Origin of the sequence: Pseudokineococcus marinus, assembly GCF_013004605.1 — a bacterium.
Taxonomy (GTDB): Bacteria; Actinomycetota; Actinomycetes; order Actinomycetales; family Quadrisphaeraceae; genus Pseudokineococcus; species Pseudokineococcus marinus.
The window spans coordinates 1-6,444 of the sequence record NZ_JABEMA010000180.1; the positions used below are offsets into that span (position 1 = coordinate 1).

A 6,444-nucleotide genomic window follows, 5' to 3' on the forward strand; every position below is an offset into this window, starting at 1 on the left:
CGAGGGCCGCGCGGGCGCCGTCGGCGCGCCGGTGGAGGCGGTCCAGGCGCCGGGCCGCCGTGCTGAGCAGCAGCGCCGCCAGGGCGAGCCCCAGGACGACCAGGGGCACCAGCACGAGGACGCGGACGTCGATGAGCACCGCGGCCGGGCCCGCCGCGGCCACGAGCGCACCCCTCACCGCGGACCGCCCCGGCGGGTCGGCGGGACGGCCGCGCGGGCCTCCGCGCGGCTGCCCCGCAGCACCGTCTCGTAGACGGCGACGAGCTCGTCGGCGACGACGGCCCAGTCGTAGCGGCGCACCGCCGCCGCGGCCGCCTCCCGTCGGGCCGCGGTCGCCTCGGGGTCGTCGAGGACGCCCGACACGGCAGCCGCCAGCGCGTCGGCGTCGCCGACGGCGAACAGCGCCCCGAGCTCCCCCTGCCCGAGGACGCGCCGGAAGGCCGGCAGGGCGCTCGCCACTACCGGCGCGCCGGCCGCCATGGCCTCGACGAGGACGATGCCGAAGCTCTCCCCCCCGGTCTGCGGGGCGACGTAGGCGTCGACCGAGGCGAGCAGCGCCCGCTTGCCCTCCTCGCTCACGGGGCCGAGGAGCTCGAGCGCGGCGGCGTCCTCGGCGGGCAGCCGCCGCAGCGCGTCGCCGTCCCCGGAGCCGGCCACGAGCAGGCGCAGGCCGGGGTGGGCGGCGCGCAGGCGCGGCAGGGCGGCGGCCAGCACGGCCAGGCCCTTGCGCGGCTCGTCGAGGCGTCCGAGGAAGCCGAGCACGGGGGGCCTCCCCGCCCGCGCCCCCAGCCACCGGGGGTCCGGCGCCGCGCCGGCGAAGTCGTCCACCCGCACGCCGTTGGGGACGACGACGGCGTCGCCGCCCAGGTGCTCGACGACGGTGCGCCGCGCGTCCTCGCTCACCGCCACCCGCGCGGAGATGCGCTCGAAGCCCGGCCGCAGCAGCGGCTGGGCGGCGCGCATGGCGCGCGAGCGCTCGAGCGCGCTGTGGAAGGTGGCGACGACGGGCACCTCGGCGGCGAGGAGGGCGAGCAGGCCCAGGCTCGGCGACGCCGGCTCGTGGACGTGGACGAGGTCCCAGCGCCCGGCGGCCAGCCACCGGCGCACCCGGGCGGCCGTGACGGGGCCGAAGGACAGGCGCGCGACCGACCCGTTGAAGGGCACGGCGACGACGCGCCCCGCCAGCTCGAGGCCCGGCTCCCCCGGCTCGCCGTCCTCGCGCGAAGCGCCCGCCCCCCGCTCATCGCCCGGCGCGAGCACGCCCACCTCGTGGCCCAGGCGCCGCAGCTCGCGCGCCTGGTCGCGCACGTGCAGCTGGACCCCGCCCGGGACGTCGAGGGCGTAGGGGCAGACGATCCCGATCCTCACGACGCACCCGAGCCCTCGCCCGGGCCCGCGCCCGCACGGGCCGGCGCCCCGGCGGTCGGCGCGAGGAGCACCGGTTGCAGCACGTGCCAGTCCTGCGGGTGGCGCGCCACGGCGGCACCGAGCACGTCGGCGACGCGCTGGGTGGTGCGGGCCACGCGCTCGGGCCGGGGGCCGTCGGCGACGCGCTCGACCGGGTGCGGACGGCCGCGCACCAGCCAGCCCCCGGGCACGGAGGGGTCGTGGTCGTACCAGGCCTCGAGGGCGAAGAGCGGGGCGCCCGCCAGGTCGGCGAGGGCCGCCGCCCCCGAGGCCACGCGCGCGCGCCCGCCGAGCAGGTCGACCTCCACGGCCGCGCCGCCGAGGTCGCGGTCGACGAGCAGGGGCACGAAGCCCCCCGCCCGGACACGGCGCACGAGAGCCGGCAGCGGCGGCGCGCCGCCCGACAGCGGCAGCGCCTCGACGCCGAGGGCGCCGCGGACCCGGCGGAAGGCCGCGTGCAGGTCGTCGTCGGCCAGCCGTTCCGCGACCGTCGTCACCGGCGCCAGCTCCAGCGCCGCGTAGGCGCCCATGACGTCCCAGCTCGCGGAGTGCGACAGCGCGACGACGGCGCCGCGGCCGTCCGCCAGCGCGGCCCGCAGGGCGTCGTCCTCCTCCAGCCGCACCGCCCGACGGCGCCGGTCCTCGGGCCACCGCTCGAGGCGGAAGAGGTCGACCCAGTACCGGGCGTACGAGCGCAGCGCGGCCCGCAGCAGGCGGCGCGCCGCTCGCGGCGGGCGCCCCGGGTCGGTCAGCGCCAGGTTGGTCCGCAGCTGCCGCACGCCGGCGAGGGGCCGGGCGCCGCGCACGCCCGGCGTCACGGCGAGGAGCCACACCGCGTCGGCGGCGAGGCCCCCGGCGGCGCGGGCCGCGGTCTCCGGCAGGACCGCGACGGCGCGCCAGACGAGCAGCAGCGGCGCCCTCACGGGGTGCGGCGGGCGAGCGCGGACGCCTGGCGGCGCACGGTCGCCACGCGCTGGCCGATCGTCACGGCGCTCAGCACCGCGAGGACGGCCAGCACGACGACGAGCAGGAGCGTCGGCGCGCCGAGGCCGACGAAGAACGTCGCGGCGAGCACGGCGACCAGCCGGTCGGCGCGGGCGGCGATGCCGACGTCGGCGGTCATGCCCAGGCCCTCCGCGCGGGCCTTGGCGTAGGAGACGACCGAGCCGAGCACGAGGCAGACGAGCGCCAGGACCCCTGCGGCGGGGCTCGCCCCGTCGCCGAGGAACCACAGCGCCACGCCGAGGAAGATGGCGGCGTCGCCGACGCGGTCCAGGGTGGAGTCGAGGAAGGCGCCCCACGGACCCGAGCGGCCCGTCATGCGCGCCATGACGCCGTCGAGGGTGTCGGACAGGACGAAGGCCGTGATGACGAGGGGGCCGACGACGAGGTGGCCCGCCGGCAGGAGCAGCAGCGCCGCGAGCACGACGCCCAGGGTCCCCAGCACCGTGACGACGTCCGGGCTCACGCCGCGGCGCACGAGGGCGCGCGCCACCGGGGTGAAGACGGCGGACATCACGGCGCGGGCGTAGCGGCTGAGCATGGTCAGCGAACCCTAGCCATGCGCACCGCCCGCGCCGGACCGCCGCGCGGGCCGCCCGGGGTCCGGCGTGCTCAGGGGCGGGAGCGGTCGGGCGCCGGCCAGGCGGCCGCCAGCTTGGCCCGCGTGTCGCCCAGCAGCTCGGGCACGGCCTTGGTGCGGCCGACGACGGGCAGGAAGTTGGCGTCCCCGCCCCACCGCGGGACGACGTGCTGGTGCAGGTGCCCGGCGATGCCGGCCCCGGCCACGGCGCCCTGGTTGACGCCCAGGTTGAAGCCGTGGGGCGCGCTGACCTCGGCGAGCACGCGCAGCGCGGTGCGCGTCATCCGGGCGACCTCGACGGTCTCGGACTCGGTGAGGTCGACGTAGGCCGCCACGTGCCGGTAGGGGCAGACCATGAGGTGGCCGGGGTTGTACGGGTAGAGGTTGAGGACGGCGAAGCACTCCTCGCCGCGGGCCACGACCAGCCCGTCGGCGTCCTCCCCCTCGCGCGCCCGGCAGAAGGGGCACTGCGGGCCCTCCTCCTCGTCGGCGGGCTTGTCCACCCCGCCGATGTAGGCCATGCGGTGCGGGGTCCAGAGGCGCTCGAAGCCGTCGGCCTCGCCCGCGTACCACCCGGCGGGGTCGACCTGCGGTCCCCCGCCCTCCGAGCCGCCGCCGGCGGCGCCCTCCCCCGCCGCGGCGCTCACACCTGCGCCCGGGTGCGCACGGCCTCGACGACGCGCGCCACCGCCTCGTCGACGGGGACGCCGTTGTCCTGGCTGCCGTCGCGGAAGCGGAAGCTCACGGCGCCCTTCTCGACGTCCTCGGCGCCCGCGATGAGCAGGAAGGGCACCTTCTGCTTGGTGTGGGTGCGGATCTTCTTCTGCATGCGGTCGTCGGAGTCGTCGACCTCGACCCGCACGCCCTGCGCGCGCAGGCGCGCGGCGACGTCGTGCAGGTGCGGCGCGAAGTCCCCGGCGACCGGGATCCCGACCACCTGCACGGGTGCGAGCCAGGGCGGGAAGGCGCCCGCGTAGTGCTCGAGCAGGACGCCGAAGAAGCGCTCGATCGAGCCGAAGAGCGCCCGGTGGATCATCACCGGCCGCTGCCGCGTGCCGTCGGCGGCCTGGTACTCCAGCTCGAAGCGCTGCGGCAGCTGGAAGTCGACCTGGATCGTCGACATCTGCCACGTGCGCCCGATGGCGTCGCGCGCCTGCACGGAGATCTTCGGCCCGTAGAAGGCGGCGCCCCCGGGGTCGGGCACGAGCTCGAGGCCGGACGTGCCGGCGGCGTGGCGCAGGGCCTCGGTGGCCTCCTCCCAGTCCGCGTCGCTGCCGATCGACTTGTCCGGGTTCCGGGTCGAGAGCTCGAGGTAGAAGTCGTCCAGGCCGTAGTCGCGCAGCAGCCCGAGCACGAAGTCGAGGAGGCTGCCGAGCTCGGCGGCCATCTGCTCGCGCGTGCAGTAGATGTGGGCGTCGTCCTGCGTCATGCCGCGCACGCGCGTGAGCCCGTGGACGACGCCCGACTTCTCGTACCGGTAGACCGTGCCGAACTCGAACAGCCGCAGCGGCAGCTCCCGGTAGGAGCGGCCCCGGCTGCGGTAGACGAGGTTGTGGAACGGGCAGTTCATCGGCTTGAGGTAGTAGTCCTGCCCCTGCCGGCGCAGCGTCCCGTCGGCGTCGCGCACCTCGTCGAGGTGCATGGGCGGGAACATCCCGTCCGCGTACCAGTCGAGGTGCCCGGAGGTCTCGAAGAGGTCCTTCTTCGTGATGTGCGGGGTGGTGACGAAGGAGTAGCCCGACTCCTCGTGGCGGCGCCGCGAGTAGTCCTCCATCTCCCGGCGCACGACCCCGCCCCGGGGGTGGAAGACGGCGAGGCCGGAGCCGATCTCGTCGGGGAAGGAGAAGAGGTCGAGCTCGGTGCCGAGCCGGCGGTGGTCGCGGCGCTCGGCCTCGGCGAGCCGCTCGACGTAGGCGGTGAGCCCCTCCTTCGTGGCCCACGCGGTGCCGTAGACGCGCTGCAGCTGGGCGTTGGCCTGGTCACCGCGCCAGTACGCGGCCGCCGAGCGCGTGAGCGCGAAGGCGTTGCCCAGCGCCTTCGTCGACGGCGCGTGCGGGCCCCGGCACAGGTCGCGCCACGCCACCGAGCCGTCGCGCCGGACGTTCTCGTAGATCGTCAGCTCGCCGCCGCCGACCTCGACGGACGCGCCCTCGGCGACCTCCTCGCCGGCGCCGGACCCGCCCGGGCCCTTGAGCCCGATGAGCTCCAGCTTGTAGGGCTCGTCGGCGAGCTCGGCGCGCGCCTCGTCCTCGGTGACGACGCGGCGGCGGAAGCGCTGCCCCTCCTTGACGATGCGGCCCATGGCCTTCTGCAGGCCCTGGAGGTCCTCGGGCGTGAAGGGGACCTCGACGTCGAAGTCGTAGTAGAAGCCGTCGGTGACGGGCGGCCCGATGCCGAGCCGCGCGTCGGGCCGCGCCGCCTGGACGGCCTGGGCCAGGACGTGGGCGGCCGAGTGCCGCAGCACGGCCAGCCCGTCGGGCGAGCCCGCCGTCACGGCCTCGACGACGTCGCCCTCGGCGACCTCGGCGTCGAGGTCGCGCAGGTCGCCGCCGACCCGCGCGACGACGACGGCGTCGTCGCCGCGCCCCCCGCGGTGGTCGCCCTCGAGGACCTGCCAGGCCGTCGCGCCCCGAGGCACCCGGCGCTCCACGCGGCCGGTCCCGGTCTCGACGAGGACGGTGACGAGCGGCTCGTCGGGGGCGGTGGTCTCGGGGCTCTGCGTCACGCCCGCGATGCTATCGACGCCGCCGCTGGCCCCGGCGTCCCCGAGCCCGCCCGTCCCCGAGCGCCCCAGCCCCGGGCCCGTCCGCCCCCGAGCCGGCCGTCCGGCTCAGGCGGTCGTCGGCGCGCCGCCCTCGAGCCGGCGGACGACGTCGCCGACGGCGACCTCCCCCGCGACGAGGACGTCGGCGTAGACGCCCAGGCAGCGCTTCGGGGTGCGGGTGACGACGAGGCGCGCCCCGCCCACGGCGAGGACGGCGCCGACCCAGCCCCGCTCCGCACCGGGACCGGGCCGCCCCTCCCCCTCGCCCGTCCACGTCTCCGGCCCCGCACCCGGGTCGGTTCCCGCACCGAGGTCGAGCACGACGTTGGCGCGGGGGTCGGGGTCGCACCCCTCGGCGCCCGGGCCCGCCTCCGCACCGACGCTGACGAGGTGGACGGGGGCCACCGCCGAGCCGCCCGGGGCCGCGCCGTGGTCGTCGGCGCGCGCCGTGCCGGCGCCGGGGACCCCTGTGGCCGCGGCCAGGCCCTCCGCCTCGAGGCGGAGGCCGTCCGCGTCGCGGACGACGAGGCGGTCGCCCTCCAGCGCGGCCACCAGGCCGGCCAGCGCGGGGGCGTCCCGCCCCCGCAGGACCCGGCCGTCGCCGTCGACGAGCACGTGCCCGCGGTCACCCGCCAGGCCGCCGACGGTCACGTGCGCGCGCTCGAGCTCCTCGCCGCGAGATCGGAAGAGC

At 77.8% G+C, this 6,444-nt stretch carries 6 protein-coding genes; all 6 read right to left on the reverse strand.

Annotation, left to right across the window (positions count from 1 at the left end; genetic code table 11):
• Positions 1-174: 174 nt before the first annotated feature.
• Entirely contained in the window at positions 175-1,368 is a 1,194-nt protein-coding gene (locus HLB09_RS11380; protein WP_171203488.1) for a glycosyltransferase family 4 protein, read from the reverse strand.
• Complete coding sequence (locus HLB09_RS11385) at positions 1,365-2,330, reverse strand: phosphatidylinositol mannoside acyltransferase (protein ID WP_171203489.1); 966 nt, start codon at positions 2,328-2,330, stop codon at positions 1,365-1,367. Before HLB09_RS11385 ends, HLB09_RS11380 begins: the two co-directional genes overlap by 4 nt.
• Positions 2,327-2,950, reverse strand: coding sequence for a phosphatidylinositol phosphate synthase (pgsA, locus tag HLB09_RS11390; protein WP_171203490.1), 624 nt, complete (start codon positions 2,948-2,950; stop codon positions 2,327-2,329). The genes HLB09_RS11385 and pgsA overlap by 4 nt, the downstream gene beginning before the upstream one ends.
• Positions 2,951-3,021: 71 nt before the next feature.
• Positions 3,022-3,636, reverse strand: a complete 615-nt coding sequence (locus HLB09_RS11395; protein WP_322790144.1) for an HIT family protein — start codon at positions 3,634-3,636, stop codon at positions 3,022-3,024.
• Positions 3,633-5,639, reverse strand: a complete 2,007-nt coding sequence (thrS, locus tag HLB09_RS11400; protein ID WP_171203493.1) for a threonine--tRNA ligase — start codon at positions 5,637-5,639, stop codon at positions 3,633-3,635. The genes HLB09_RS11395 and thrS overlap by 4 nt, the downstream gene beginning before the upstream one ends.
• A gap of 180 nt (positions 5,640-5,819) precedes the next feature.
• Positions 5,820-6,444, reverse strand: a 625-nt coding sequence (locus HLB09_RS11405) for an MOSC N-terminal beta barrel domain-containing protein (RefSeq protein WP_171203491.1), incomplete at its 5' end; no start/stop codon positions are given.